The organism is Thioalkalivibrio sp. ALMg9 (assembly GCF_000380625.1).
GTDB classification, from domain to species: Bacteria; Pseudomonadota; Gammaproteobacteria; order Ectothiorhodospirales; family Ectothiorhodospiraceae; genus Thioalkalivibrio; species Thioalkalivibrio versutus.
In genome coordinates this window covers 83,972-108,981 of record NZ_AQYC01000005.1, presented here as the reverse complement: position 1 = coordinate 108,981, position 25,010 = coordinate 83,972, and the positions used below count along the sequence as shown (strand labels likewise).

The window sequence follows — 25,010 nt, the reverse complement described above, 5'->3', positions numbered from 1 at the left end:
GAGCACATCGATTGCCACGTCGCCTGCGGCGACTCGCAATGACGGGTTCAGCTAGACACGCGGCGCGTTACCACCACTTCTCGTATTTCAGCTGCGCCTCGGGGATGCCCCATTCCGCCAGCAGGGTGGCCATGTCCTCGATGAACTCGCGCGAGCCACAGAAGTAAAACAGCGCATCGCGCGGCAGATCGAGCGACTCCAGCAGCCGATGGCTGATACGTCCGGTGTGGCCCAGCCAGTCCTCGGCCTCGCGGGTCACGGTCAGGCTGACGTCGATATTCGGCGCCTTGGCCATCGCCTCCAGCTCCTGCGGGAACAGCACCTCGTCCTGGTGCGCCACGCTGTACACCAGATGCGCATAGACCTCGGGCATGTCGGCATGAATCGCGCGCAGGATGCCGAACAGCGGCGTCACGCCGATGCCGGCCCCCAGCAGCACGACATTCCTTGCCATGCCGGGCTCGAAGAAGAAACTGCCCTGTCCCGGCGTGATGTACACGGTGTCGCCTTCCTGCGCGACCGCGTGCAGGTGATGCGTCGCGTGGTGGTGGTCAGCGTACTTGATGGCCAGTTGCAAGCGGCCATCCGCGCGCGGCGCGGACACGACCGAATAACCACCGACGAAGGGCTTGCCCTCGGGTTGCGGGATCACCAGATCCAGCCACTGGCCGGCCTTGCTGGTAAAGCGCTGCGGGTCCGCGGCCAGGGTGAACACCTTGATCAACGGGGTAACCTGCTCGATCGACTCGATCCGGGCCGGCAGGAAATGGTCGGGCAGTTCGACGGCGTCGCTCATCTCGGGTCCTTGGTCTCGGATTCGTCGTAAGGCTGGCGCTCGCGGCGCCGCGCCTCCTGATAAAGGGTCTCCTGGGCCGCGAAATCCAGCGCCCCCAGGGTCTCGCCGCACGCGGCGGCCAGGGCCTCCATATGCCGGAAGCGGGCCTCGAACTTGCGCGTACTTCCGCGTAGCGCCCCCTCCGGATCCACACCCAGGTGGCGCGCCCAGTTACTGACGGCAAACAGCACGTCGCCGACCTCCTCGGCGATGCGCGCCTCGGCCTCGCCCTGATCCACGGCCTCCTGCACCTCGGCCAGCTCCTCGTGGATCTTGGCGACCACCGGCGCCGGATCGTCCCAGTCAAAACCGAGCCGGGCGGCGCGGCGCTGGCTCTTCACCGCCCGCGACAGGGCCGGCAGAGCCAGCGGGATGTCGTCCATGGCGCTGGTCTGGGCACGATCGGCACGCTCCCGGGCCTTGTCCTCCTCCCAGGCCGCCTCGCGCTCCGCATCCGAGGCATGCTCGACATCGGCAAACACGTGCGGATGCCGGCGCACCAGCTTGTCGCCGATCGCGCGCGCTACATCATCCAGATCGAAGCGCCCGGCCTCCTCGGCGATGCGCGCCTGGAACACGACCTGGAACAGCAGGTCGCCCAGCTCATCGCGCAACTCGCGGGTATCCGCGGCCTCGCCCTGATCGCGCGCGATCACGTCGGCCAGTTCATAGGCCTCTTCCAGGGTGAACGGGACGATAGTCCCGGCCGTCTGCGCCCGGTCCCAGGCACAGCCGGATTCGGGATCACGCAGCCGCGCCATGATCGCCCGCAGGCGGTCCAGCGGACCCGGCACGTCAACGGGTGTGTGTTCGGTCATCGCGGGAGTGTACGGGGTCCGGCAGGCGGTAAAAACCGCCCACCGGATGAACATTCGGAACCGGTAGCTCCTGGCGGGGCCACCGGAAGGGGTCGAACTAACCCTGCTGATCGGTCTCGCAGAGGCGCCTCTTCTCGTCCGGCAGGTTGTCGGGGCAGATCCCGCAACCCTCGTTGCCCGGCAGGGCCCAGTCGATCTTCTTCGGGTACGGCAGGTCCATCTCGTCCATGATTTTCACGAACTCCGCCTCCGGCTTGCCTTTGCCCAGGCGCGGGTTGCGCATCTTCTCCTGGCCGATGGTGGTGATCTGGCGCTCTTCGTAATCGTGCGCGGGATACACCAGGGTCTCGTCCGGCAGGGTGAAGAACTTGTCGTGAATCGAGTGATAGAGCGTCTTGGCATCCCCCGACTGGAAATCGGTGCGGCCACAGGCCTCGATCAGCAGGGCGTCGCCGGAGAACAGCATTTTCAGGCCCACGTGATCCATCAGGTAGGCGTGGTGCGCATCCGTGTGTCCCGGGGTATAGAGCGGGTTGACCACCAGGTTGCCCACCTGGAAGGGCTCGCCCTCGCGCAGGCCGAAATCGCGACACGGCAGTTCGTCCATCGCCGGCCCGCCCAGCTTGCAGCCGGTCTTTTCGCGCAGCATCCGGGCGCCGGTGATGTGGTCGGCATGGATATGGGTCTCGATGACGTAATCGAGGCTCAGGCCCATCTCCTGCAACACGCGCATGTCGCGGTCGACGGTTTCGATGACCGGGTCGATCAATGCGGTCTTACCGGTATCCGGGCAGCTCAGAAGATAGGTATAGGTGGACGACTCGTCCTCGAACAGTTGCTTGAAGATCATTGCGATTGCCTCCATGGCCCGGCGGGCCGAACGTTAGTGACCTGATGCTAGCGCAGCCAACCCGGAACAACCCAAACCAGCCCGACAATCCATGCAGGTGTTTTCCTACGAACCCGTGCCGCGGGAACGAGTTCCCCGCGTGGGGGAACTTCTGTCGGGCCCATCGCCCGGCTATCATCCGCGGCTGACCAATACGCACCAATCAAGGGACTCATCATGGATGCCAATCAAGTGGCCGAACTCATTCGCGCCGGCCTGCCGTCGGCCGAGAAGGTCGAGGTTACCGGAGGCGAGGGCAAGTTCGAGGCCCTGGTCGTCAGCCCACAGTTTGCTGGCATGAACGCGGTCAAGAAACATCAGACCGTCTACGCCACCGTACGCGAGCAGATCGACTCCGGCGAACTCCACGCCCTGTCCATCCGCGCCTTCACCCCCGAGGATGCCCCGAGCGCCTGAGGCGTTCAGCGCGCGTGCCGATGCTGTCGCCCAAGGGTCGCGAGGAGATCGAACGCCTGCTGGAGGGCGGCCTGGTACACGACTGGGGCGAGGCCGAGACCACCCTGCGCAACGTCACGCGCATGCTGCTGACCACCCGCCCCGACCTCCTGCGCCTGTATTTCACGCCCGAGGCCTGGGAGCAGATTACCGCCTGGCCGCAGAAGAAGGCCGCCAACGCGATCATCGCGGCGTTGCGCACCGGCGTGGTGGACACCCTGGGGCGGCCCGCCATCGCCAACCGCGAGCAGGCGCGGTTCTATTTGCTGTGCTTTCAGGACGACCTCACCGAGCGGGTCGACACCTGGTGCCGCGAGCACCCCGAGGAATGCCCACGGCGCAGCCGCAAGCGCACCACGGCCCTGCCCGACGACTCCGACACATGAACAACCCCGCGATCCAGACCTGTGGCGACCCGGCCCTGCAGGACGCGCTCGTGACCCTGTTCGCCCGCTACGGCCTGCGCCTGGTCGCGCACCCGGCCCAGGCGCCGCTGCCCGGCAGCTGGTGGGGCGAACCCGAGGCCGGGATCGTCGGCCATGACGTGCATGTGCGTCCCGACACCCCCATCCACTCGGCCCTGCATGAGGCCGGACATGTCATCTGCATGGACGCAGGACGGCGCGCCGCCCTGCATACCAATGCGGGCGGCGACGACCTGGAGGAGTGCGGCGTATGTTATCTGCAGATCCTGCTGGCCGACGAGATCCCCGGCGTCGGCCGCGACCGGCTGATGCGAGACATGGACGCCTGGGGCTACAGCTTCCGCCTGGGAAATACCGCCGCCTGGTTCCGCGAGGATGCCGCCGATGCGCGGGGCTTTCTGCAAGCCCATGACCTGATCGACGCCGCCGACCGACCGCGCTTCGCCTGCCGTGGGGCGGCGTCAGCGCTTCCCGCCACCAGATCGGATGCTACACTGGCGCCAGTCGAGTAACCCGCGTGGCGGGTACGCCCCGCGGCCCGCCACGCGGCGCTGCAGCGCGGGAACGGATTGGCACAGCACGGATCGGGAACCGCCCCATGGATAGCACCAGCATTGATGCCCTGCTTCAGGACTTGGACCTGACCTCCAGCCTGTCGGAGCAAGCCCGCGGCGAACTGGCCGCGGCCTGCCTGGCCCGGGAGCTGGACGCCGGGCGGCGCCTGCGCCCGCAGGAGGTCGAGGATCGCTACCTGTTCCTGGTACGCGGCCAGCTGGTCCGCGTCAGCGGCGGCAGTCCGGCCCGCATCACCCTGGAGTCGACCGATCCGGACAGCCCCCTGCAGATGTTCGACCAGAACATCGGGCAGCAGGACTTCCTCATTACCGAGAAGACCTGTCAGTTGCTGGAGATCCCCACAGCGGCGCTGAAGAAGGCCCACAGTGCCTCGCTCGTAGTGCACGACACCGACCTGGACGACACCGAGGGTGCCTTCTTCGGCGAGCTCTACGACCTGATCACCAGCAATCGGCTGGAATTGCCGACCATGCCGGAGATCGCGCTGCGCATTCAGGAACTGACTAACGATCCGGATGCCGACCTGGACAAGCTCACCGAGGTCATCCAGCGCGACGGGACGATCGCCGGTGCGCTGCTGCACGCCACCAACAGCCCGCTGTTTCGCGCCGCCAAGCAGATCCAGTCCGTGCGCGACGCAGTCAACCGCCTGGGCTTTCGCAACACCCGCATGCTGGCGATGAACATGGCCCTGCGTCAGGCCTTCAAGGCCAAGCACGCCTCGACCCGCGACGCGATGGAGTCCAGCTGGAAACACGGCGCCCTGCAATCGGCCTACAGCTACCTGATCGCGGACTCGCTGAAGCAGCTGGACCGCGAGCGGGCACTGCTGGCCGGGCTGGTCGCCGGGATCGGCGCGGTCCCGATCATCCAGTTCGTGGAACTGCGCGAGGACCATCCCGACCGCGAGCGCGTGCAATCGCTGGTGCGGCGCCTGAGCAATCTCGCCGGCGTCCTGGTAATCAACTACTGGGATCTGGGCGGCGACCTGGTAACGGTCGCTGAACACGCCGGAGACTGGGGCTATCGCGCCAGCGAACCGGACTACGCCAGCATCGCCCTGGTCGCGGAATGGGCCACCCGCCGCGCCGAAGGCGAGGCCGTGCCCGATGCCACCGATGTCGCGGCCTTCGAGGTCCTCGGGATCACCCCGCCCCCACCCGGCGAGCCGATCGCGTTCCTGGAAGAGCGCGCCGAGGATCTGGCAGAACTCCGCGCCATGTTCAACGCCTGAACCGCGGTGATCGAGCAACGCCTCCCCCAGCTGCGCCCGTTTTCCGAGCTGAGCGACCGGGCCCGCGACAAGCTACTGCAACACGCCCGGACCATGACGGTGGATCCGGGCTTCAAGCTGCATGCACGCGACGAATTCCGCAGCATGATCTTCCTGCTGGAAGGCCGCATGATCCTGGCCAGCGGGCGCAATTCGGTCATGTTGAAAGGCGACAGCAGCGAAGCGCTGAACCCCCTATTCGATACGCACGACTACCACAGCCATGCCATCGCCGCGACTCGCTCGACCCTCGCCATGCTTGATCGCAAGGTCTATGAAACCCTGATCGACGGCGGCGGCCAGGACAGCGTCGAGGTCAGCGAGATCGAGCTATCCGATCTCGAGGGCGAACTGTTCAGCAGCATCTACACCCATGCCTACTCCGGGGAACTGGCCCTGCCCCAGCTCCCCGAGGTTGCCCTGCACCTGCAGCGGGCCCTGAAGGATCCGGATGTCTCCATCGCCGAGGCCACCCGGATCATCGAGGAAGATCCGAGTGTAGCCGGCCGCCTGCTGAGTGTGGCCAACAGCCCGGCCATGGGCAGCCGCCGTGTCGTCTCGCGCCTTCAGGATGCCGTCGCCCGGCTTGGACTGGAACGCACCCGCCAGTTGGTGATGGCCCTGGCGATGCACCAGGTCTTCATCCATCGTGACAACCCCTACCACGAACTGCTGGAACGCCTGTGGCGGCGCTCCGCACGCATTGCCGCGGTCAGTTGCGTGCTGGCCGACCAGTGCGAGGCCGCCGATCCACAGAGTGCGTTGCTCGCCGGACTCCTGCACCGCGTCGGGGCCTTGCCGGTCATCGCCGAGGTCGCCCGCACCCATCCGGATCGAACACCCGGGGAAGTGGAACGCGTACTGTTCCGACTGGAAGGCCTGATCGGCGAACTGGTTGCCCAGCAATGGGACCTGGCATCCGATATCATAGAGGCCATTCGCGATTCCGGCGGCCCGGAAAACCCGGAGGCTCACGCCCTGACCGACATCGTGCGAATCGCCCGCGCCGCATGCCCGCGGGATGCCGAAGACGACCTGCTCGCCGACCGCATCCCGCTCACCGACCTGCGGGCAGTGGAACGCCTCGGCTTTATCCTGGACGAGGACGGCAACCTGCCCGCCATCGAGACGGCTAGGCAGGAAGTCGAGGCGCTGATCCGCGAGGTTGCCTGAGCACGCCCGATCGCCCCACGCCGGCCGCACAACCCGGCCGCCACGAAATTCAGGGAAGGTCCATGGACACTCGAATCCGCCCCCAGCCCGGTGAAAAACAGCGCGCCGCCGACAAGGTCGCGCGCATCCCGGTCAAGATCCATCCCACCGAGAAGCCCCAGCGCAAGCCCAAGTGGATCCGCGCGCAAAGCCAGGCACGGCCCGAGGTACAGCGCATCAAGGGCATCCTGCGCGAGCAGAAACTGCACACCGTCTGCGAGGAGGCCAGCTGCCCGAACCTCGGCGAATGCTTCGCCCACGGCACCGCCACCTTCATGATCATGGGCGACATCTGCACCCGCCGCTGCCCGTTCTGCGACGTCGCCCACGGCCGCCCCGAGGCCCTGGACGCGGACGAGCCCCGTCACCTGGCCGAGACCATCCAGGCGCTTGGCCTCAAGTACGTCGTGATCACCTCGGTGGACCGCGACGACCTGCGCGACGGGGGTGCCGGGCACTTTGTCGACTGCATCCGCGAGGTGCGCTCCCTGAATCCGGGCATGAAAATCGAAATCCTCGTACCGGATTTTCGCGGTCGCATGGATCGCGCGCTCGAAATCATGCAGCAGGCCCCGCCGGACGTGTTCAACCACAACCTGGAGACGGTCCCGCGCCTGTACCGCGAAGCCCGCCCGGGCGCCGACTACGCCTGGTCGCTGGAGCTGCTCCGGCAGTTCCGGGAACAGCACCCTGGCGTGCCGACAAAGTCGGGCCTGATGCTGGGGCTCGGCGAGACCCGTGAAGAACTGCTGGAGGTCCTGCAGGATCTGCGCGACCACGGCTGCGACATGCTGACCCTGGGCCAGTACCTGCAGCCGTCGCGCCATCACCTGCCGGTGACGCGCTTCCTCTCCCCCGAGGAGTTCGACGAGCTCGGCGACCGCGCCCGCGAGATGGGCTTCAAGCAGGTGGCCAGCGGCCCGATGGTCCGCTCGTCCTACCACGCCGACCTCCAGGCCCAGGGCCTCGAAACCGCCTGACCCGTCCCGGCCCCGGTGGCCCGTGCCACCGGCCCATCCAGCCCTGCATCGCGAACCTGGCCCGCTCGGCATCCGGTGCTTACGGTGCCTCCGGTCCACCGCCTGCCAGGCGCTCTCTCGCGAGCGCACCGCGCCCGTTGTCGATCAAAAACTGGCTTCTTTGCTCGTGCAAAGAAGTACCCAAGAAACACGCCCGACTGCCGCGACCCCGGCCCGCTTCGCGGGCCGGGGTTTCCCTCGCTCCGAGGCTTTTCGCGGGCGGCGCTGAACTCGCTACACCTTCGGCTCCGCTCAGACATCCAGCGCCTCGTGTCTATTTAGAATCGTCCCACGAAAAGCCTCTCCACTCGGCGCGACGACAACGGGGAGGCAGGTCCAAACAACGGCTATCCCCGCGTGCTTGCCAGTGGATGATGGCTAGGTCTTTGGACATCTTCGGCACGCTCGGCCTGTGGCCGTTGCGTGCCGCGCCCGCAAGGCGGGCGCCAGGGACTTTCTGGCGGCAATGCCTATGGTTAGGCGGAAGCGTGGGGATACGGTCGGTTTTGATCTTCGCCTCCCGTATGGAGCCCCTCGTGGAGGGCGTGATGGGCCGGAAGAAGGCGCTGGATGTCTGAGCGAAGCGCAGCGTAGCGAGTTCAGCGCCGCCGGTCCAGCGCGTCCGGAGCGAGGTTCCCGGGCGAAATCCGGGTGCCCTTCTTTGGGTACTTTCTTGGGCAAGCAAGAAAGTACCTCGCGGCGCGCTGGCGAGTCAGCGCTCGGCAGGCGACCGGACGAAGGCACGTAAACACCGGAGGACGAACCGGGACCAGCCACAACCCAGCCTTGGGAAGGCCGGGCGACGTGTTACGGCGCCGGGCAACGCCCCAGGGCCTGGACCCGCACCAGCTCGGCTGGCAGCGCCGGCTCATGCAGGAATGGAGAATCCCGGTCCGAGAATAGCTGTGCGGCGAGATTCGCCAGGAGCGCGTCGCGAACACGGTCGATAGCGACTGACTTGCCCAGCAGCGCCTGTATGGAGGTCGTCGGCAGGCCCGCATAACCACAGGGGTTGATGCGCGCAAACGGCGCCAGCACCGGTGCCACGTTCAGGGCAAGGCCATGGATGCTGCGGGCGTGGCGCACGCGCAAGCCGAGGGCCGCAATCTTCGCCTGCCCTACATAGACCCCGGGCGCGTTGGCCCGACGTTCGGCCTCGATACCCCATTGGGAGAGCGTCTCGATGATGGCCTGTTCCAGACACTCCACCAGACGCCGCACGCCGATCCCGAGCCGCTTCAAATCGAGCAGCGTGTAGATCACCAGTTGCCCGGGCCCGTGGTAGGTGACCTGACCACCGCGGTCGATCGCCACCACCGGCACGGCCCCGGGATCCAGCAGGTGTTCCGGACGGCCATTGCGCCCCTGGGTGAAGACCGGGGGGTGCTGCACGCACCACAGGGCATCAGGGGCATCGACCGCGCGTTCGCGCCCATGCAACTGCATCGCCTGCCATACCGGAACGTAGGGCTGCAGCCCCAGCTCGCGCACCTCGACCGGGGCCGGTGTCACAGGATCATGCGCACCCGGTCGCAGCGGCCAAGGGAGCGGTAGAAGGCGTCCAGTTGTGCCTGGCTCGTCGCGGTAAAGGTGATGGTGATGCCGACGTAACGGCCGGCGCGCGAGGCCCGTTGCTCGATCACCGCGTCATCGGCATCCAGGTGTTCGGCCACGCAACCCTCTACGGCCTCCATCAACTCTGGATGGGCATCCCCCATCACCTTCACCGGGAACCGGCAGGGAAATTCGATCAGGGTCTCGCGGTCACTCATGCGGCACCTCCGGACTGCATTGGCTCACTCACGGGCGCACCCGGCTTGGCAGCCTGATAGGCCGCATGGAGGGCCTTCCAGACCGGACCAGGATGTCCCGCACCCACGACCCGGTCATTGAGGCGCGTGACCGGGAGGATCTCGCGGGTCGAACTGGTCAGCCAGATCTCCTCGGCCCGTGCCAGCTCCGGCTCGCTTACCGCGCACTCCTCCACCGGATAGCCCAACTCGCGCGCCAGATCGAGAACCCGTGACCGCGTCACCCCGGGCAGCACCGAAGGCGCAAGTGGCGGCGTCACCAGACGGCCGTCGAGGACCACGAGGACGTTGCTGGCCGCACCCTCGGTGAGCTGTCCATCACGCAGCAGGATCGCCTCGACCGCACCCTGCTCGACCGCGGCCTGGCGGTTCAGGACATTGGCCAGCAGCGTGGTCGCCTTGATGTCGCAGTGGCCCCAGCGGCGATCCTCGGCGGTCACGGCCGCCACACCCTCCGTGCGCACCGTCTCCGGCAGAGGACGGATCGGGCTCACCATCGCGAGGACCGTCGGCCGGGCATCCAGCGGGAAGGCATGATCGCGCGGGGCCACGCCGCGGGTCACCTGCAGGTACACCCCCAGATCCGGGGTAGCGGGATCGGCATTGCGCGCCAGCAGATCTTCCAGAAGCGCAGTCCACTGCCCCGCATCAAAGGGGTTGGAGATGCGAATGGCTGCGAGGGACCGATCCAGGCGCTCGAGATGCGCGGGGAGCATGAAGAATTCGCCCGCGTAGCTGGGAATCACTTCGTAGACCGAATCCCCGAACAGGAAACCTCGGTCCAGCGGCGAGATCCGCACCTGGTCCAGCGGCAGATAGTCCCCGTTGAAGTAGGCAATACTCACGCGCGGCCTGCGTGTCAGAACGGCCAGGCCGCCTGGATACCCAGCGCTGCCCCATCCCACAGGCGGCGCACGAGGCCACCTTGCTCCACCGTGTGCAACGCAACCAGTGGCTGGGTACGGATCACTTCGCCATCCAGGCGCACGACCACCTCACCGACCGGGTCACCCGCCGCCAGCGGTGCCTCCAACGGCTGGTGCACCTCCATCGAGGCGTCCAGGTCGTCCTCACGCCCCGGCGGAACCATCACCCAGAAGTCCTCGGCCAGCCCCACGGCGACCTCGGTATCCGCCCCGCGGTAGACCCGTGGCGTTCCCAGTTCGTGCGCCCCTTCGAACAACTTGCGGGTCGCGGTGAAACGCATACCCCAGTTCACCAGCGCCTGGGATTCGTTCGCACGGCGGGTCCCGCCCTGCTGATGGTCGGCCGCCTCGATGCCCATCACCGCGGCCACCAGGCGACGATCATTGCGCTTGGCCGACGACACCAGGTTGTACCCGGCGCTCGAGGTCCAGCCGGTCTTCAGCCCATCAAAGCCGGAATCGCGCCACAGGAGCATATTGCGGTTGCTCTGGGAGATGTCGTTGTACTCGAAGGACCGCTCGCTGTAGTAGCCATAGAGATCCGGGAAATCGCGAATGAGCGCCCGCGCCAGCAGCACCATATCCTGCGCAGTGGTGTACTGCGACTCCTCGGAAGGCAGGCCATGCGGGTTGGCAAAATAGGACTGGCGCATCCCCAGCTCACGAGCCTGGGAGTTCATCATGTCGACAAAGGCCCCTTCGGAGCCGGCCACATGCTCGGCCAGAGCGGTAGAGGCATCGTTCCCGGACTGGACAATCATGCCACGCAACAGATCCTCGACCGCGACCTCCTCGCCGACCTCGATGAACATCCGCGATGCCCCGGTCATCCCGGTGCGCCAGGCACGCTCGCTCACCGTGACCATATCGTCCAGCGCCATGCGGCCCTCGGTGATCTCGCCGAACACCACGTAGGCAGTCATCACCTTGGTCAGGCTGGCCGGTTCGCGCTCCACTTGCGGCTCGCGACTGGCCAGCATCAGACCGGAGTCGAAGTCCATCAGCGCATAACTCCCCGCCGTCACATCCGATGGCGGGCGCGGGATCCCGCTGGGGGTGATCGCCCCATCCCCGGCCACGGGCAGTTGCTGTTCCTGCGCGTGCACCGGAGCAAGCACCAGCATCGCGAGCAGGCAGGCCACCAGAAACGGCAAAAAGGGAATGCGGACGGACAGAGTCATGACAGGGAAGGACCTCCTTAAGGACCGGTCTACGATAGCAGAGTGGGGCCCGGGACGGGCCGGAAAAACAACAGCGGCAGAGCCTTTACTGGGCGTTCTCGACCACGCGGTAATCAACGTGCGCCGCACCCTGCAGGCGATCCGTGATCGCACGGACCTCATCGCCATCCTCCAGCGGGCCAATCCGCACGCGATGGAGTTCCGCACCGCTGTCCCGCCCCAGGGTGGAGATACGAACCGGGTCGAAACCCAGAGCGCGCAGATCTTCGCGCACCCGTTCGGCGGACTGGCGCTCGGAAAACGCCCCGACCTGGACAAAACGCCCGCCCCCGGCGCCCTCGCCGCTGGACCCGGCGGCGGGCACCCCGGAGTCTGCTGTCTCCGGTACCGGTTCGGGGGCTCGCTCGCCCCCCCGTTCCGGCGAGGTCACGGCGGCCACATCGACGACGGGCCCCGCTGCCGGCGCGGCCGCAACTCGGTCGTCGGGCCCAGTATCACCCGGCCCCACCGAGCGTACACGCACCCGAGCCACACCGGCATCGGTCATGTCGATGCGATGGGCCGCAGCGTAGGAAAGGTCGATGATGCGCCCATCCACAAATGGCCCGCGATCATTCACCCGCACCACCACCTGCTTGTTGTTCTCCAGGTTGGTGACCTCGACATAGCTTGGCAGCGGCAGAGACTTGTGTGCCGCCGTCATCGCATACATGTCATAGGGCTCGCCGCTGGACGTACGCCGGCCGTGGAATTTTGTGCCGTACCAGGAGGCAATGCCCTCTTCCTCGAAGCCGTCACTGGTCCGCAGGGTGCGATAACGCTGCCCGAACACCTCGTATTCCGACGGGTTGCCATAGCGGCTGGGCGGCTCGTTGCGCGGCTCCGGTTCCGGGATCAGGGCCAGGTCCTGCGGCACGTCGGCCGCATCGGGGTAACTGTCATAGGCGGCATCACCCAGCGGGCGCGGGTCGCGCTCCGGGGTACCGGAACAGCCAGCCAGCGCCAGCAACACAAACCCCAGCAGGAGCGCCCCGGGCGCAGGCCCGGAGGCCGGACTAGTCGGCCAGTGCCTCGGCAAGTTGGTGCACGGCCATCGCATACAGCGGGCTCCGGTTATAGCGGGTAATCACGTAGAAGTTCGGATATCCAAGGTAGTACTCGTAACCGTCATCACCCTCGAGACGAATGAAGGAATACTCGCCATCCTCGCCCACGGCCTCGTCGGGATAAATGCCGTGCTCGGCCAGTTCGTCGAGACCGAAGCGAGCCTGATAGTTGCGACTGATCAGGGCCTCGTGGGCATCCCCCTCGACCCGCGCCTTCGCCACCACCGGCTCGCCATGGTTCCAGTGGTGCTCGCGAAAGTAGTTGGCCACCGAGCCGATCGCGTCCGGCCAGGAGTTCAACAGGTCACGCTGACCGGAGCCGTCGAAGTCCACCGCGTAGTGGCGGTAGCTGGACGAGATGAACTGACCGCGCCCCATGGCCCCAGCGTAGGATCCGCGCGTCTCGCGCGGATCCAGGCCTTCCTCGTCCACCAGGGTCAGGAATTCACCCAGCTCGCGGCGGAAGAAATCCGACCGCGGCGGGTAGTCGAAGCCCAGGGTCACCAGGGCATCGAACACGCGGAAGCCGCCAGTGTTGCGGCCATAGTAGGTCTCGACCCCGATAATGGAGGCGATGATCTTCGGCTCCACACTAAAGCGATCCTCGGCGCGCTTGAGCCAGCGGCCGTGTTCTTCCATGAAGTCGCGACCGCGCTCGATGCGCTCGTCGGTGATGAAGATCGGACGATAGTCCTTCCACGGCCGCGCCTCGGCCGGGCTGGAGATCAGGTCGAGGATGCGCTGCTGGGGGTCGGCGGCGGCAAACATCGCCTCCAGCGCCTCGCGGTCGCGGCCGGCCTCCACCTGTTCGTCGATGAACGCCTGCACCTCGTCGCGCTCGAGATACGGCGGATCGCCGGCACGGAATTCGCTTTCGGCCGCGACCGGGAGGGACACGGCAGCCAGGGACAGGACCAGCCCCGTCCGTAACAGGGTCGGGCGGACAATGCGGGCCCACACGGGGCGCAAGTTCAGGCTCATCGATTCACCAGGCGTTTCTGGGAGGCTATGCTCATGAGAATACCGAAGGCGACCATAAGGGTCACCAGCGAAGTACCCCCGTAACTGACGAGGGGCAGCGGCACGCCGACCACCGGCAACAGGCCGGTCACCATGCCGATATTGACCACCATGTAGACCGCAAAGGTCAGGCTGATACTCCCGCCCAGCAACCGGGCGTAGCGATCCTGTGCCAGCGCGGCGATCCAGAGCCCGCGCGCAACAATCGCAAAATACAGCAGCAGCAACAGCGCGACACCGATAAAGCCGAATTCCTCGGCGTAGACCGCAAAAATGAAGTCGGTGGAACGCTCGGGCAGAAACTCCAGTTGCGACTGGGTCCCGTTTAGCCAGCCCTTGCCATACAGCCCGCCGGACCCGATGGCGATCTTCGACTGGATGATGTGATAACCGGCGCCCAGCGGATCGGACTCCGGGTTGAACAGCGTCAGCACCCGCTGGCGCTGATAATCCAGCATCTGCGACCACAGGATCGGGATGGCGGCGGCCGCCGTGACCCCAAGCCCAACGAACCAGCGCCAGCCCAGCCCCGCAAGGAAGATCACCAGGAACCCGGCGGCCCCGACCAGCATCGAGGTGCCCAGGTCCGGTTGCTGCATGATCAGATAGACCGGCGCCAGGATCAGCGCCGCGGTCACCACCAGGTCTCGGAAGCGCGGACGACCATCCCGCTGGGACAGGTACCAGGCCACCATCATCGGCACCGCGAGCTTCATGATCTCCGAAGGCTGGAAGCGCATGAAGCCGAGATCCAGCCAGCGCTGCGCGCCCTTGCCAACATCCCCGACCCACATCACCGCCAGCAACAGCAGGACACCGGCTACAAAGAGCCATGGCGAGATCGCGCGCAGGGCATGCATGGACACCTGGGCGACCAGCAGCATGGCGACCACCCCCAGGCCGATCCGCATGACCTGTCGCTCCAGGGCGACCACGCTCTCGCCGGTGGCGCTGAACAGTATCGCCAGCCCCAGCAGCAGCAGGATGGACAGCAGCACCAGCAGCACGCTGTCCAGGCGCAGGCTGCGCAGCGCCCACTGACTAACGGACATCTCGCGGCCGGTCACGCTGATCATTCGTCCTCCGGGACATCGATCGTCATGCCCGCCCCCTCCAGCAGATAGGCATCCATCACCTCGCGGGCCACCGGCGCCGCCACCCGGCCACCGGAACCGCCGTGCTCCACCAGCACCGCCACCGCGATGCGCGGATCCTCGGCCGGGGCATATCCGACGAACAGGGCATGGTCCCACAGGCGCCGTGCCAGTTCCTCCTCGTCGTATTCCTCGTCCTCGCCCAGGCTGAACACCTGCGAGGTACCGGTCTTGCCGGCGATGGTGTACTCCGGCCGTGTACTGCCGACGCTACCCCAGGCGGTGCCATGACGCGCGTTCACGGCCTCCACCAGCGAGCCATGGATGGCGTCCCAGTGTTTCTCGTCGACCGTTACCGGATCCCGCAGCAGGGGTAAGCGATATTCGGGTTCGCCCACTCCGTTGTCCATGGCGCGCAGCAGGTGCGGCTGATAGCGCTCGCCACGGGCCGCAAGGGCCGCAGTGAAGTCGGCCATCTGCAGGGGGGTCGACAGCATGTAGCCCTGACCGATCGCGGTGATCAGGGTCTCGCCGGGAAACCACACCTGGTCATGCGTGGCCCGCTTCCAGTTGCGGCTGGGCAGGATGCCCGGGCGCTCCCCGGTGGAATCGATCCCGGTCCGCTGCCCGATCCCGAAGGCCCCCAGAATCGGGACCATGCGGTCGATCCCCATGGTGTGGGCCAGGTCGTAGAAATAGACGTCCGACGACACCGCGATGGCGCGCGACATGTCCACGCGACCATGCCCCTCGCGACGCCAGTCGCGATAGCGCCGCTCATGCCCCGGGAGCTGGAAATACCCGCGGGCGAACATCTCGCGCTCGGCGGTGGTCACCTCTTCGTCCAGGGCCGCCAGACCCACCAGCGGCTTGATCGTCGAACCCGGCGGGTACTGGCCACTCAGGGCGCGGTTGAACAGAGGCCGGCGATAGTCGTCACGCACCGCGGCAAAGTCGGCCTGCGAGATCCCGTGGACGAACGACTCGGGATCAAAACCGGGGGCGCTGACCAGCGCAAGCACCTCGCCATTATTCGGATCCACGGCCACGATGGCCCCGTCCCGCCCGGCCAACGCCCGATAGGCCGCCTGCTGCAGGTTGACGTCCAGGGTCAGGGTCAGGTCCGTGCCCGGTTGCGGCGGGGTCACCGAGAGTTCGCGGATCACGCGCCCCTGGGCGTTCACCTCCACCTGGCGATAGCCCGGCCGCCCGTGCAGCAGATCCTCGTAGTAGCGCTCGACGCCGCTCTTGCCGATATGCGAAGTGCCGGCATAGGCACGCCCGTCGACCCGCTGCAGGTCCTGCTGGTTGATGCGCCCGACATAGCCGACCGCATGCGAGAACTTGGACCCCAGCGGATAGAACCGCAGCGGCCGCGCCTCGATCTCCACCCCGGGCAGCTCGTGGCGCGAAACCGCAATCCGCGCCACCGTCTCGTCGTCCAGGCCGGCCTTCAGCAACACCGGCTGGAACGGCCGCCGCTGACGCACCCCGCGCTGGAACCGCTCGACGTCCGCCTCGCTTAGCTCCACGTAACCGCGCAGGCGAGCGAGCAGGGAATCGAGATCGCCGGCCTGCTCGACCGTGACCTCCAGTTGATAGGAGGCGCGATTGCCCGCCAGAAGCACGCCATTGCGGTCGCGGATCACCCCTCGAGTGGGGGCAATCGGTTCCACCCGTAGGCGGTTGTTCTCCGAGAGCGTGGTGAAGTGCGTGTGCGCACCGACCTGCAGGCCCGAAAGCCGCCAGCCCAGTGCCAGCAGAATGACCCCCAGGATCACCAGCGCCAGCAGGATGCGCACGGCAAAGCGTTCGCGGTCCTGCTGTTCCTCGCCGTAGGCGTCGCGTTCCGCCATTTCAGGGGGTCACGGGGCCGTGATCCCCGCTGACCACCGCCCACGCAAAGACCGGACCGCCCCAAGGGGGCGGCCCGGCGCTGGCCTCTCGCTGCATGCAGCGGGTGGCGACGTCAGATCTTGCTCTTCTGGAAACGCTTGTAGCTGGCAACAATTTCCGCCTTGGCCGCCTCGGCGTCCGCCCAGCCCTCGACCTTGACCCACTTGCCCTTCTCCAGCTCCTTGTAGTGCTCGAAGAAATGCTTGATCGAGTCCAGCAGTTCCTGACCCACGTCCTCCGGTCCCTGATACTTTTCGTACTGCGGATGCAGTTTGGTCACCGGCACGGCCAGGATCTTGGCGTCCACACCCGCCTCGTCGGTCATCTGCAACACGCCGATCGGACGCGAACGCACCACCGAACCCGGCATCAGCGGCACCGGGGTGACCACCAGCACATCCACCGGATCGCCGTCTTCCGACAGGGTGTGCGGAACAAACCCGTAGTTGCACGGATAGAACATCGCGACCGTCATGAAGCGATCAACCATCAGGGCCCCGCTGTCCTTGTCGATCTCGTATTTGACGGGCTGCCCGTGGGCGGGGATCTCGATCACGACGTTGACGTCATTGGGGAGATCCTTGCCGGCTTCGATCTGGTTCATGTCCATGCTTGCTTCCCAAAAAGTTTGTTTGGCTAGCCGGGCATTATACAGGGGACACGCACCTCAAGGGCACCCGGCCAGCGGCCCCAACGGTTGCGGGCAAGCACCTTCAGGCGGTATAAGACCGCGCTCGGGAAACGGTTTGCGTCTTCAGTGACCAGCCCCGTTTCGCCACCGCCATTCACCGTGCCGCCCCCGTTCCCGGCTAGTCCTGCGGTTCGGCGCGGCACCCGGCAGGAGTCAGCTATGCGTATCGTCCTGATGGGCGCCCCCGGTTCCGGCAAGGGCACCCAGGCCAAGAAGATGGTCGCCACCTTCGGCATCCCCCAGATCTCCACCGGCGACCTGCTGCGTGCCGCCGTCGCCGCCGAGACAGAACTCGGCAAGCAGGCCAAGAGCGCGATGGATGCCGGCCAGCTGGTCCCCGACGACCTGGTGCTGGGGCTGATCCGCGATCGCCTGCAGGAACCCGATGCGCAGAAGGGGTTCATCCTCGACGGCTTCCCGCGCAACGTCGCCCAGGCCGAGGCCCTGGATACCATGCTGGCCGACATCGAGTCGCCGCTCGACCGCGCGATCCAGATCGACGTCCCGTTCGAGGAACTCAAGCAGCGCCTGACCGGGCGTGTCTCCTGCGGCGACTGTGGCGCAGTGTTCAACACCCATACCTTCCCGCCACAAAAGGAAGGCGTGTGCGACCTGTGCGGCGGTGACCTGGTCCACCGCGCGGACGACAACGAAGAGACCGTGGTCAACCGCCTCAAGGTCTACGAGGAGCAGACCCAGCCGCTGATCGAGTACTACGACGGTCATGGCCTGCTCAAGCACATCAACGGCACCCGCGACATCGAGCTGATCTTCGACGAGATCCGCCAGCTGCTGTCCTGAATTCGGGATGAGCCGCCGGCCCGCCAGCTCCGCGCCTCGCCGTCACCCGATCGCGCGGCAGGTCGCGGTGAGCCTGGGCTTGGCGGCCGCCGGCCTGATCCCCGTAACCGTTCCCGCCGACGAACGCCCGTCGGGATGCGCGTTTGCCCCGGGGATCGAATGGCCCGAGCTGCGCACCCTCGAGGGCGGCCTGACCGAGATTGACGCCGATCACGTCCGCCGCGACGGCGAACGCATCTCGGCCACGGGCAACGTGCACCTGTTCGAGGCCGGGCGACGCCTGGATACCGACTTCCTCGAATACGACCGCGCCTCCGGCACTGCGCGCACCGAGGGCGACACCCGGCTGTTCGACGGCGACCTGCTGCTGCACACCGAGGGCGGCGAATATCGCCTGGACGCGGAGAGCGGCGAGTTCCGCAGAATCGATTTCCTGGTGCAGTCCATCCCGGCCCGCGGCAGCGCCGAACGCGGCATCCAGCACGCCCCGCACCGCCACGACTTCGAGGACGCCGAATACACCACCTGCCCGGTGGGCAACGACTCCTGGTGGCTGCGCACCGGCGACCTGGAGCTCGACCGCGAAAGCGGCGTCGGCGTGGCCCGCAACGCGACGATCCGTTTCAAGGGCGTGCCCATCGCCTACACCCCGTACATCAACTTCCCGCTGGATGATCGCCGCAAGAGCGGCTTCCTGCTGCCCAGTGTGGGTACCGGCGGGCGCACCGGGTTCGATCTCGCGACGCCCTGGTACTGGAACATCGCGCCCAACTACGACGCGACCTTTACCCCGCGCATCATGGCCGACCGCGGAGTAATGCTGGGCACCGAGTTCCGCTATCTGCAGCCCCGGCACCATGGTGTGCTCGACGTCCGCTACCTGCCGGATGACCGCGAGACCGGCGAAGACCGCCACTTCGCCCAGTGGCGCCATCAGACCCGGATTACCTCCAATCTGAACCTGCGCCTCGACGCCGCGGATGTGTCCGACCGCGAATACTTCTTCGATTTCGGCAACTCGGACCGCTACGCCGGTTCCACCCCTTATCTGCGGCGCTCCGCCGACCTGACCTGGAACCAGCCGGCCTACCGCCTGCGCACGCGCATCGAGGATTACCAGATCGTCGACCCCGATCTGAGCGAAGCCGGCGAGCCCTACCAGCGCCTACCGCAGATCACCCTGGAGGCGGGGGAATACCTAGGCCACGGCCTGTCCTGGGACCTCGACACCGAACTGGTGCGCTTCGAGCGCAGCGAGGATCAGTCCGGGCGCCCGCTGGGCACCCGCCTCGACCTGAACCCCGAGGTGCGCTGGCGCCATGACACCGGCGGCTTCTTCTTCGAACCCGCCGTCGGCATCCGTCACACCCGCTACGAGCTGGACCGCCGCGGCCAGGACGACCGTCCGGAATCGATCAGCCGCACCGTGCCGCGGGCCTCCATCGACACCGGACTGATCTTCGAGCGCCCAATCGCGGACGGGCGACGGCTGCAGACCCTGGAACCGCGCATCTTCTACGGCTATGTGCCCTTTCGCGACCAGAATGACATCCCGATCTTCGATACCGGCGAGGCCGATTTCAGCTTCGACAACCTGTTCAGCCTCGACCGCTTCGTCGGCGCCGACCGGGTGGGCGACACCCATCAGGTCACCACCGCCCTGACCACGCGCATCTTCGACCAGCAGACCGGGCTTGAACGCCTGAGCCTGTCCGCCGGCCAGATCCACTATCTGGAAGACCGCGAGGTCCGGCGCAACCCCAACGCCCCGGTACTGGACGCCTCCACCTCCGACCTGGCACTGGAAGGCCGGGTCCGCATCGGCGATGCCTGGGACGGCCGCGGATCCATCCTCTACAACCAGGATGCCGGCGAGACCACCCTGGCGGCGGTCTCGGTCGGCTACAGCCCGCGCGAACGCGCCCGGATCAACGTCGGCTACCGCCAGCGCGAGGCCGGCGCCCGCTCCATCGACCAGACCGATATCTCCGTGATGTGGCCGGTCACCGAGCGCATCGACGCCATCGGGCGCTGGAACTACAGCCTGCAAGAGGAACGCGATCTCGAACTTCTGGCCGGGCTTCAGTATCGTAGTTGCTGCTATGGTATCCGCGTGGTCGCACGCCGCGCGCTCTCCTTCGACGAGACCTACGACAACTCGATCTACTTCCAACTCACGCTGGACGGCCTGGCACGGTTCGATTCCGGCGTGGATTCGCTATTGCGCGAGGGTATTGCCGGATATGACGCACGTCCCTGAACAACGCCGCCGCGGCAAGGCCCGCGCCCTGCTGCCGCTGCTGGCCGCCCTGGTCTACGGCCTCGGCCTGCCGGCGATGGCCCAGACGACCGGGCCCGCGGCCGGCGACCTCTCGCAGGGCGCGGTCGAGGCCCCGGTCACCCCCGGGGCCGCCCGCGACAGCGGGGCCCCGGCCACCCCCATTACCCCGGAGGGCGACCGCTTCACCGACCGCATCCTGGCCGTGGTGGGCGACGACGTGATCACCCAGCGCGAACTGGTGGAACGCATGAACCTGATCGCCCAGCAGATGGTCGAGCGCGGCACTCGCCCGCCGGATCAGGACACCCTGGCGCGTCAGGTCATGGAGCGCCTGATCGTCGAGCGCGTGCAGCTGCAGGAGGCCGAGCGCGTCGGCATCAACATCGACGAGATGACTCTGAACCGCGCGATGGAGAACATCGCCCGCGAGAACCGCATGACCCTGCCGCAACTGCGTCAGGCCCTGATGCAGGACGGGGTGGACTTCAACGCCTTTCGCGAACAGATCCGCCACGAACTGACCGTGAACCAGCTGCAGCGCCGCCAGGTCGATCAGCGCATCCGCGTCTCCGACCCGGAGATCGCCGACCTGATCGCCTCCGAGAGCGGTGCGATCGACCGCGGCGTGCGCTATCGCATCGCGCAGATCATGGTCCCCCTGCCCCAGGGCGCCGATGCCAGCCAGATCGCCGAGGCACGCGAGAAGGCCGAAGCGCTGCGCCAGCGCGTGCGCGAGGGCGAGGACTTCGCCACCGTCGCGATCAGCGAGTCCCAAGGCCCTCAGGCCCTGGAAGGCGGCGACCTCGGCTGGCGCTCGGCCGGCGAAATCCCCGGCATGTTCGCCCGCGAAGCGGTGCTGATGCGCACAGGCGAGATCAGCGAGGTCCTGCGCTCGCCCGGCGGCTTCCACATCATGAAACTGCTGGACCGCGAGGGCGGCGACCAGACCCGCGTGCAGCAGACCCGCGTGCGCCACATCCTGATCAGCCCGGACCAGGTGCGCAGCGACGAGGACGCCCGCCGCCAGGCGCAGTCGCTATACAACCGCATCCGCGAGGGCGCGAGCTTCGAGGACCTGGCACGCGCCAACTCGGACGACCCCGGCTCGGCCGCCCAGGGCGGCGCCCTCGGCTGGGTCAGCCCGGGCGAACTGGTGCCCGGCTTCGAGGAGGCCATGGACGCCCTGGAACCGGGCGTGGTCAGCGAACCGGTGGAGAGCCAGTTCGGCTGGCACATCATCGAGGTCCTGGAACGCCGCGAGGTCGACACCTCGCGCGAACAGATCCGGGCCCGTGCCCGCGAGATCCTGCAAAACCGCAAGCGCGAGGAAGAACTCGAGTTGTGGCTGCGCCGCCTGCGGGACGAGGCCTATGTCGAATACCGGGTCGACGGCTTCGGCTCCTGATCCGCGCGGGGCCCACGCGGTCCCGCGCCTGGCCCTGACCGCCGGCGACCCCGCCGGCATCGGGCCCGATCTCCTGATCGCCATGGCCCGGCAGCGCGGCCACGCGCAGCGCGTCGCCATCGCCGACCCGGACGTCCTCGAGGCCCGTGCCCGCCAGCTCGGCGAGTCCCTGCGCCTGATCCACTTCGACCCGGAACGCCCGCGCGCGGTCACCCCGGCCCACACCCTGGAGATCCTGCCCGTACCGGTGGCAACCCCGGTGGTCGCCGGCACCCTGGACCCGGCCAACGCCGAGCACGTGCTGGCGTTGCTGGCCACGGCCGCCGCCGGCTGCCTCGACGGCACCTTCGAGGCGATGGTCACCGGTCCGGTGCACAAGGGCGTAATCAACCGCGCCGGGATCGCCTTCAGTGGTCACACCGAGTGGCTGGCCGAGCGTGCAGGCGCGCCGATGCCGGTGATGATGCTGGCCACCGAGGGCCTGCGGGTCGCGCTGGTCACCACCCACCTGCCACTGCGCGCAGTCCCCGACGCCATCACCGCAGACCGCCTGGAGGCCGTGACCCGCGTCCTGCATCACGACCTGCAGCGCGACTTCGGTATCGCCGACCCGGTGATCGCCGTCTGCGGGCTGAACCCGCATGCCGGCGAGGATGGTGTCCTCGGACGCGAGGAGATCGAGATCATCACCCCCACCCTGGACCGCCTGCGGGAGGCCGGCATGCGTCTGCGCGGGCCACTCCCGGCCGACACCGCATTCACCCCGCGCGCCCTGCACGGCGTCGACGCCGTGCTCGCCATGTACCACGATCAAGGACTGCCGGTGCTCAAGCATGCCGGCTTCGGCAGCGCCATCAATGTCACCCTGGGCCTGCCCTTCATCCGCACCTCGGTGGACCACGGCACGGCACTGGATCTGGCCGGCACCGGGCGCGCCGAGGTCGGCAGCTTCCAGGCCGCCGAACGCCTGGCCGAAACCCTCGCGGCGCGAGCCGCCGAACGCCGGAGCACCCCCAGGGCATGACCCGAATCAAGACCTCGTCGCCGATCCGCAAGCGTTTCGGCCAGAACTTCCTCCACGATGCCGGCATCCTCGCGCGCATCGTCGCGGCGATCGCCCCGCAACCCGGCGATGCCGTGCTGGAGATCGGTCCTGGCCGTGGCGCCCTGACGGCCGCCCTGCTGGAGCGCCTGGAGCATCTGGTCGCGGTGGAGATCGACCGCGACCTGGCGGCCGGCCTGCGCGCCGGCTTCCCCTCAGAACGCCTGGATCTGCACGTGGGCGACGCCCTGCAGATGCAGCTATCCGACCTCGGCGCGTTGCCCGAGCGGGGCTGGCGTGTGGTCGGCAATCTGCCCTACAACATCTCCACCCCGTTGATGTTCCACCTGCTGGATCAGGTCGGCACGATCCGCGACATGCACTTCCTGCTGCAACGCGAGGTCGTGGAGCGCATGACCGCCGCCCCCGGCAGCAAGCGCTACGGGCGCCTGACGGTGATGCTGGCCGCCCGCGCCGAGGCGACCGCCCTGTTCACCGTGCCCCCCGGGGCCTTCCACCCCCCACCCAAGGTCTACTCCAGCGTCGTGCGCATCACGCCCCTGGCCGAACCGCGCGTCGCGGCGACGCTGTACCCAACCTTCGCACGGGTGGTCAACCAGGCATTCTCCAGCCGCCGCAAGACCCTGCGCCGCGGTCTCTCCGGCCTGGCCGAGATCGCCGATCTCGAGGCCGCCGGCCTGGATCCGGGCGAGCGCCCGGAGAACATCGACATCACCGGCTTCGAGGCCCTGGCTCGACGCCTCCACCCCGCCACCCCCTGAACAGCCGGCGGCCGCGATCCGCTACCATGGGCCCATGGACCTGATCGTTGCCGATGTTGGCGGGACCAATACCCGCGTTGCCCGCGCCCACCGCGATGCGGACGGGTGGTCTTTGCACGAGGGCGAGCGCTACCGCAGCCGCGAACACCCCGACCTGGCCAGCATCCTCGAACGCTGGCGCACCGAGGTTGCGACAGTGGATACCTTTGCTGCGGCGGGTCTGGCGGTGGCCGGCCCCGTGCATCACGGCCGGGCGCGCGTCACGAACCTGCCCTGGACGGCGCTGGACACCACCACGCTCGCGGATCACCTAGGGCTGCCCGTCACCCTGTTGAATGACTTTGCCGCCATCGGCGCGAGCCTCGACGCCCTGCAGCCACAGGACTGCGAAACCCTGCAGGAAGGAGCGCACGATCCCGCCGGCCTGCGCCTGGTCGCGGGCGCCGGTACCGGGCTCGGCACCTGTCTGGTGGGCCCGCCCGGCGCCGCCACCATCTTTCCCGGCGAGGGCGGCCACGCGCGCTTCTCGCCCAGCGGGGCGGAGGAGGCCGCACTGGGCGATTTCGTGGCCCGCGAACTGGGATACTGCACACGCGAGCATCTACTCAGCGGTCGCGGGATCGCCCGCATCGGGCATTTCGAGCTCGATCGCCAGCCTGACCCCGAATTGGCGCAGGCCCTGGAGACCGCCGAACCCGCCGCGGCGATTGGCGAACTGGCGCTCGCCGGGCACCCCTCGGCTCAAGCCGTCATCGATCGCTTCGTCGGCATCTACGCCGGGCAACTGGCGGACATGGCCCTGACCGCACTCCCCACCGGGGGGGTCTTCCTGGCCGGTGGCATCGCCCCGCGCTGGCTCGAGACGTTCCGCGGACCACGCTTTCGTAGCACCTTCCGTAATCGCCCACCGATGACCCACTTGCTTGAGCAATTGCCCGTGGCCCTTATCATGCACCCCGAACCGGGCCTGCTCGGCGCTGCCGTTTACGCCAGCCGGTCCGTGAAACCCTGATGCCGGGCCTGCCCCGCGCACGGGCGTTTCCCGCTCACGAATCTGGAGCCGCAACCGCATGAACCAGCCCCAAGAGCACGACACCGAAGCCCACACCATCGAGATCGAGGTCTCCACTGCCTATGTGGAAGACCAGTCGGAACCCGATGACGACCGCTATGTCTTCGCCTATCACGTGGTGATCCGCAACGCGGGGGCGCTGACCGTGCAACTGCTCAACCGCCACTGGATCATCCGCGATGGCCGCGACCAGACGCAGGAGGTCCGCGGCGAGGGCGTGATCGGGGAACAGCCCAGCATCGAGCCCGGTGACAGTTTCGAGTACACCAGTGGCACGGTGATCGAGACCCCGGTAGGCACCATGGAAGGCAGCTACGGCATGCGCGACGAACGCGGCAACACCTTCGACGCGCCGATCCCGCCGTTCACGCTATCCGTCCCGCGCACGCTGCACTAGGC

The 25,010-nt window shown here is 67.4% G+C and carries 26 protein-coding genes; 14 read left to right on the top strand and 12 right to left on the bottom strand.

The genetic code is table 11. The features are described 5' to 3' along the window. Window positions 1-67 precede the first annotated feature (67 nt). Genes F792_RS0101745 through F792_RS0101735 form a run of 3 tightly spaced genes read right to left on the bottom strand, consistent with a single transcriptional unit; the run spans window position 68 to window position 2,503 of the window. Window positions 68-796 carry a ferredoxin--NADP reductase gene (locus tag F792_RS0101745; protein ID WP_018144072.1) on the bottom strand — a complete coding sequence of 243 codons (729 nt, stop codon included), beginning with the start codon at window positions 794-796 and terminating at the stop codon, window positions 68-70. Next, window positions 793-1,707, bottom strand: coding sequence for a nucleoside triphosphate pyrophosphohydrolase (mazG, locus tag F792_RS0101740; RefSeq protein ID WP_018168136.1), 915 nt, complete (start codon window positions 1,705-1,707; stop codon window positions 793-795). Before mazG ends, F792_RS0101745 begins: the two co-directional genes overlap by 4 nt. Window positions 1,708-1,750: 43 nt before the next feature. Then, the gene (locus F792_RS0101735; protein ID WP_018168135.1) at window positions 1,751-2,503 is read right to left on the bottom strand and encodes an MBL fold metallo-hydrolase; all 753 of its coding nucleotides are present in this window, start codon (window positions 2,501-2,503) and stop codon (window positions 1,751-1,753) included. Window positions 2,504-2,719: 216 nt separating this feature from the next. Here F792_RS0101735 and F792_RS0101730 point away from each other — a divergent pair, with 216 nt between their 5' ends. From F792_RS0101730 to F792_RS14965, 7 genes are all read left to right on the top strand, one after another. Continuing rightward, window positions 2,720-2,959 (top strand): BolA family protein, encoded by a 240-nt coding sequence (locus tag F792_RS0101730; protein WP_018168134.1) that lies wholly within the window; start codon window positions 2,720-2,722, stop codon window positions 2,957-2,959. Window positions 2,960-2,979: 20 nt separating this feature from the next. Next, window positions 2,980-3,384 carry a hypothetical protein gene (locus F792_RS0101725; RefSeq protein ID WP_018168133.1) on the top strand — a complete coding sequence of 135 codons (405 nt, stop codon included), beginning with the start codon at window positions 2,980-2,982 and terminating at the stop codon, window positions 3,382-3,384. Continuing rightward, complete coding sequence (locus F792_RS0101720) at window positions 3,381-3,935, top strand: hypothetical protein (protein WP_018168132.1); 555 nt, start codon at window positions 3,381-3,383, stop codon at window positions 3,933-3,935. The genes F792_RS0101725 and F792_RS0101720 overlap by 4 nt, the downstream gene beginning before the upstream one ends. Before the next feature lie 86 nt (window positions 3,936-4,021). Continuing rightward, complete coding sequence (locus tag F792_RS0101715; protein WP_018168131.1) at window positions 4,022-5,233, top strand: HDOD domain-containing protein; 1,212 nt, start codon at window positions 4,022-4,024, stop codon at window positions 5,231-5,233. 6 nt (window positions 5,234-5,239) lie between these two features. Next, entirely contained in the window at window positions 5,240-6,445 is a 1,206-nt protein-coding gene (locus F792_RS0101710) for an HDOD domain-containing protein (protein ID WP_018168130.1), read from the top strand. Window positions 6,446-6,507: 62 nt separating this feature from the next. Then, the gene (gene lipA / locus F792_RS0101705) at window positions 6,508-7,464 is read left to right on the top strand and encodes a lipoyl synthase (protein ID WP_018168129.1); all 957 of its coding nucleotides are present in this window, start codon (window positions 6,508-6,510) and stop codon (window positions 7,462-7,464) included. Window positions 7,465-7,874: 410 nt separating this feature from the next. Further along, complete coding sequence (locus F792_RS14965) at window positions 7,875-8,081, top strand: hypothetical protein (protein ID WP_018168128.1); 207 nt, start codon at window positions 7,875-7,877, stop codon at window positions 8,079-8,081. A 229-nt stretch (window positions 8,082-8,310) separates the two neighbouring features. Here F792_RS14965 and lipB read toward each other — a convergent pair whose 3' ends face one another. The 9 genes from lipB to ppa form a co-directional block, all read right to left on the bottom strand. Continuing rightward, window positions 8,311-9,015 (bottom strand): lipoyl(octanoyl) transferase LipB, encoded by a 705-nt coding sequence (gene lipB, locus F792_RS0101695; RefSeq protein ID WP_018168127.1) that lies wholly within the window; start codon window positions 9,013-9,015, stop codon window positions 8,311-8,313. Next, a complete protein-coding gene (locus tag F792_RS0101690; protein WP_018144082.1) occupies window positions 9,012-9,275 on the bottom strand; it encodes a YbeD family protein in 264 nt (87 codons plus the stop codon). Before F792_RS0101690 ends, lipB begins: the two co-directional genes overlap by 4 nt. After that, window positions 9,272-10,159 (bottom strand): D-amino acid aminotransferase, encoded by an 888-nt coding sequence (locus tag F792_RS0101685; protein ID WP_018168126.1) that lies wholly within the window; start codon window positions 10,157-10,159, stop codon window positions 9,272-9,274. The genes F792_RS0101690 and F792_RS0101685 overlap by 4 nt, the downstream gene beginning before the upstream one ends. 14 nt (window positions 10,160-10,173) lie before the next feature. Further along, window positions 10,174-11,421 carry a D-alanyl-D-alanine carboxypeptidase family protein gene (locus F792_RS0101680; protein ID WP_018168125.1) on the bottom strand — a complete coding sequence of 416 codons (1,248 nt, stop codon included), beginning with the start codon at window positions 11,419-11,421 and terminating at the stop codon, window positions 10,174-10,176. An 85-nt stretch (window positions 11,422-11,506) separates the two neighbouring features. Next, complete coding sequence (locus F792_RS0101675; protein ID WP_081620106.1) at window positions 11,507-12,520, bottom strand: septal ring lytic transglycosylase RlpA family protein; 1,014 nt, start codon at window positions 12,518-12,520, stop codon at window positions 11,507-11,509. Further along, complete coding sequence (mltB, locus tag F792_RS0101670) at window positions 12,477-13,508, bottom strand: lytic murein transglycosylase B (RefSeq protein WP_018168123.1); 1,032 nt, start codon at window positions 13,506-13,508, stop codon at window positions 12,477-12,479. The genes F792_RS0101675 and mltB overlap by 44 nt, the downstream gene beginning before the upstream one ends. Next, on the bottom strand, window positions 13,505-14,623 hold the full coding sequence (gene rodA, locus F792_RS0101665) for a rod shape-determining protein RodA (RefSeq protein WP_018168122.1): 1,119 nt from the start codon (window positions 14,621-14,623) through the stop codon (window positions 13,505-13,507). Before rodA ends, mltB begins: the two co-directional genes overlap by 4 nt. Continuing rightward, window positions 14,620-16,497 (bottom strand): penicillin-binding protein 2, encoded by a 1,878-nt coding sequence (mrdA, locus tag F792_RS0101660; RefSeq protein ID WP_018168121.1) that lies wholly within the window; start codon window positions 16,495-16,497, stop codon window positions 14,620-14,622. The genes rodA and mrdA overlap by 4 nt, the downstream gene beginning before the upstream one ends. A 113-nt stretch (window positions 16,498-16,610) precedes the next feature. Then, entirely contained in the window at window positions 16,611-17,147 is a 537-nt protein-coding gene (gene ppa / locus F792_RS0101655) for an inorganic diphosphatase (RefSeq protein ID WP_018144089.1), read from the bottom strand. A 240-nt stretch (window positions 17,148-17,387) separates the two neighbouring features. On the opposite strand from ppa, the gene F792_RS0101650 reads away from it, so the two are divergent. Genes F792_RS0101650 through apaG form a run of 7 tightly spaced genes read left to right on the top strand, consistent with a single transcriptional unit; the run spans window position 17,388 to window position 25,008 of the window. Then, window positions 17,388-18,029 carry an adenylate kinase gene (locus F792_RS0101650; protein ID WP_018144090.1) on the top strand — a complete coding sequence of 214 codons (642 nt, stop codon included), beginning with the start codon at window positions 17,388-17,390 and terminating at the stop codon, window positions 18,027-18,029. A gap of 7 nt (window positions 18,030-18,036) precedes the next feature. Then, window positions 18,037-20,289, top strand: a complete 2,253-nt coding sequence (locus F792_RS0101645) for an LPS-assembly protein LptD (protein WP_018168120.1) — start codon at window positions 18,037-18,039, stop codon at window positions 20,287-20,289. After that, the gene (locus F792_RS0101640; protein ID WP_018168119.1) at window positions 20,273-21,715 is read left to right on the top strand and encodes a peptidylprolyl isomerase; all 1,443 of its coding nucleotides are present in this window, start codon (window positions 20,273-20,275) and stop codon (window positions 21,713-21,715) included. Before F792_RS0101645 ends, F792_RS0101640 begins: the two co-directional genes overlap by 17 nt. Beyond that, the gene (pdxA, locus tag F792_RS0101635; RefSeq protein WP_018168118.1) at window positions 21,681-22,739 is read left to right on the top strand and encodes a 4-hydroxythreonine-4-phosphate dehydrogenase PdxA; all 1,059 of its coding nucleotides are present in this window, start codon (window positions 21,681-21,683) and stop codon (window positions 22,737-22,739) included. Before F792_RS0101640 ends, pdxA begins: the two co-directional genes overlap by 35 nt. Beyond that, window positions 22,736-23,539, top strand: coding sequence for a 16S rRNA (adenine(1518)-N(6)/adenine(1519)-N(6))-dimethyltransferase RsmA (gene rsmA, locus F792_RS0101630; RefSeq protein WP_018168117.1), 804 nt, complete (start codon window positions 22,736-22,738; stop codon window positions 23,537-23,539). Before pdxA ends, rsmA begins: the two co-directional genes overlap by 4 nt. Window positions 23,540-23,573: 34 nt before the next feature. After that, on the top strand, window positions 23,574-24,551 hold the full coding sequence (locus F792_RS0101625; RefSeq protein ID WP_018168116.1) for a glucokinase: 978 nt from the start codon (window positions 23,574-23,576) through the stop codon (window positions 24,549-24,551). Between the two features lie 58 nt (window positions 24,552-24,609). Then, complete coding sequence (gene apaG, locus F792_RS0101620) at window positions 24,610-25,008, top strand: Co2+/Mg2+ efflux protein ApaG (RefSeq protein WP_018144096.1); 399 nt, start codon at window positions 24,610-24,612, stop codon at window positions 25,006-25,008. Window positions 25,009-25,010 lie beyond the last annotated feature (2 nt).

Bases quoted from the DNA above. Each gene is read 5' to 3' on its own strand.
- F792_RS0101745 (WP_018144072.1), bottom strand. From the start codon at position 796: ATGAGCGACGCCGTCGAACTGCCCGACCATTTCCTGCCGGCCCGGATC.
- mazG (WP_018168136.1), bottom strand. From the start codon at position 1,707: ATGTTCATCCGGTGGGCGGTTTTTACCGCCTGCCGGACCCCGTACACT.
- F792_RS0101735 (WP_018168135.1), bottom strand. From the start codon at position 2,503: ATGATCTTCAAGCAACTGTTCGAGGACGAGTCGTCCACCTATACCTAT.
- F792_RS0101730 (WP_018168134.1), top strand. From the start codon at position 2,720: ATGGATGCCAATCAAGTGGCCGAACTCATTCGCGCCGGCCTGCCGTCG.
- F792_RS0101725 (WP_018168133.1), top strand. From the start codon at position 2,980: ATGCTGTCGCCCAAGGGTCGCGAGGAGATCGAACGCCTGCTGGAGGGC.
- F792_RS0101720 (WP_018168132.1), top strand. From the start codon at position 3,381: ATGAACAACCCCGCGATCCAGACCTGTGGCGACCCGGCCCTGCAGGAC.
- F792_RS0101715 (WP_018168131.1), top strand. From the start codon at position 4,022: ATGGATAGCACCAGCATTGATGCCCTGCTTCAGGACTTGGACCTGACC.
- lipA (WP_018168129.1), top strand. From the start codon at position 6,508: ATGGACACTCGAATCCGCCCCCAGCCCGGTGAAAAACAGCGCGCCGCC.
- F792_RS14965 (WP_018168128.1), top strand. From the start codon at position 7,875: ATGATGGCTAGGTCTTTGGACATCTTCGGCACGCTCGGCCTGTGGCCG.
- F792_RS0101690 (WP_018144082.1), bottom strand. From the start codon at position 9,275: ATGAGTGACCGCGAGACCCTGATCGAATTTCCCTGCCGGTTCCCGGTG.
- F792_RS0101680 (WP_018168125.1), bottom strand. From the start codon at position 11,421: ATGACTCTGTCCGTCCGCATTCCCTTTTTGCCGTTTCTGGTGGCCTGC.
- F792_RS0101675 (WP_081620106.1), bottom strand. From the start codon at position 12,520: ATGCGATGGCCGTGCACCAACTTGCCGAGGCACTGGCCGACTAGTCCG.
- mltB (WP_018168123.1), bottom strand. From the start codon at position 13,508: ATGAGCCTGAACTTGCGCCCCGTGTGGGCCCGCATTGTCCGCCCGACC.
- rodA (WP_018168122.1), bottom strand. From the start codon at position 14,623: ATGATCAGCGTGACCGGCCGCGAGATGTCCGTTAGTCAGTGGGCGCTG.
- mrdA (WP_018168121.1), bottom strand. From the start codon at position 16,497: ATGGCGGAACGCGACGCCTACGGCGAGGAACAGCAGGACCGCGAACGC.
- ppa (WP_018144089.1), bottom strand. From the start codon at position 17,147: ATGGACATGAACCAGATCGAAGCCGGCAAGGATCTCCCCAATGACGTC.
- F792_RS0101650 (WP_018144090.1), top strand. From the start codon at position 17,388: ATGCGTATCGTCCTGATGGGCGCCCCCGGTTCCGGCAAGGGCACCCAG.
- F792_RS0101645 (WP_018168120.1), top strand. From the start codon at position 18,037: ATGAGCCGCCGGCCCGCCAGCTCCGCGCCTCGCCGTCACCCGATCGCG.
- F792_RS0101640 (WP_018168119.1), top strand. From the start codon at position 20,273: ATGACGCACGTCCCTGAACAACGCCGCCGCGGCAAGGCCCGCGCCCTG.
- pdxA (WP_018168118.1), top strand. From the start codon at position 21,681: ATGTCGAATACCGGGTCGACGGCTTCGGCTCCTGATCCGCGCGGGGCC.
- rsmA (WP_018168117.1), top strand. From the start codon at position 22,736: ATGACCCGAATCAAGACCTCGTCGCCGATCCGCAAGCGTTTCGGCCAG.
- F792_RS0101625 (WP_018168116.1), top strand. From the start codon at position 23,574: ATGGACCTGATCGTTGCCGATGTTGGCGGGACCAATACCCGCGTTGCC.
- apaG (WP_018144096.1), top strand. From the start codon at position 24,610: ATGAACCAGCCCCAAGAGCACGACACCGAAGCCCACACCATCGAGATC.